Below are 1,340 nucleotides of genomic sequence, written 5' to 3'. Positions count from 1 at the left end.
AGTCCATAACAAGGACAATGTTAAACAGGCCTGGCGTACCGGAGGACTTGACGATACCGAATGCGAAGCTAAATGCAGGTTAACAGTGAGTTCAGAAGTACAGTCTGGCGTTTTGAACAGGGTTGTGCAGGAAAAATGACAACCGATAAATAGAGTCATGGGGAATATTATGAAAAGAGTAGGAAATGATACTGATGGATATGCAGATAAGATTCGAAAACTGAGTGAGAACGGTCAAGCAAATAGAGCAAATCTTGATCGTGTCAGCGGGCATCTGCAAACCTTATTTACACTTGGGCTAACTCATGCGGGGGAAGGTCTGATTGCGGTGTCTACTGGACTTGCTGCTGCCATGAGAGGAATAACTCTGACTAGAATCAGCAAGGCGCTTAAGACTGCCGCTGACGGTGTGAACATTAATTTTGCTGTTGGAGAGGAAGGGGGGGAACTGGCAGGAAAATACAGGCTGAACCTGAGCAGGAGAAACGGGGATATTATGGTTAGTCTGAAACTCGGAGAAGGTGAGGTTACATTCGAGTGTTCTAAAGAACAGTTGAAAAAAGGACTTGGAACTCTGCTTATTGTCAGACTGCTACAGCGGATCGATCAGCACCCAGAAGAGGGGGGGCGCCTGTTAGGATTTATTCATACGGGTAGAATTTATCTGTCAAATGTAAATTTGTCAGGTGTAAATTTATCAGGTGTAAATTTGTCAGGTGTGAATTTGTCAGGTACATTTCTTTCTGATGCTAAATGCGTAAAAACAATATTCTTAGGCGCAATATTAAATAAAACATTTTTTTCAAATGTAGATTGTAGTGAAGCAAACTTTTCAGATGCAAATATCAAAGAAACAATTTTTTCACATGTGAATTTAGAAAATGCAAATTTTGAAAATGTAAATATCAAGGATTCAATTTTAAAGAAAATAAATACCATTGATTTGAATATCGAAGACGCAAATATATCTAATGTTTTACATATAAAATAATAATGAGATATAGATTATATCTAAGTGAATTTCCTGTCGCATAAGATGACGCCAGCTCCCGGAACTGAAAATGTTTTTTTTCGGTTATAGACAAAGCGGTTTGAATGTTTGCCTCCCTTACCGACAATAAGGGAGGCGCATTTTATTAATGTTTAATGCCAGGTTTAAAATTGAGTCCGTCGCTGCGGGTATGTAGTTGAAGCATGTTAGCGATATTTGTATTGATGATTGGCATTTAATTTATATATTTGATGAGTTTGTATTTGTTATTGTTTTATTGAATAATTAAGGCGCGCTAATCTTCATTTAATAATAAAACCGGAGCACTTTTTGATATCTTTTTTACAGG

General features: G+C 37.7%; 1 protein-coding gene. It reads left to right on the top strand.

The window, feature by feature from the left end:
* Positions 1-169 precede the first annotated feature (169 nt).
* Positions 170-991 carry a pentapeptide repeat-containing protein gene (locus FDX19_RS01930; RefSeq protein ID WP_170974331.1) on the top strand — a complete coding sequence of 274 codons (822 nt, stop codon included), beginning with the start codon at positions 170-172 and terminating at the stop codon, positions 989-991.
* Positions 992-1,340 lie beyond the last annotated feature (349 nt).

The organism is Citrobacter sp. wls619, from assembly GCF_005281345.1.
In the GTDB taxonomy this organism is placed as follows: domain Bacteria; phylum Pseudomonadota; class Gammaproteobacteria; order Enterobacterales; family Enterobacteriaceae; genus Citrobacter.
This window is presented reverse-complemented; position numbering and strand designations above follow the sequence as displayed.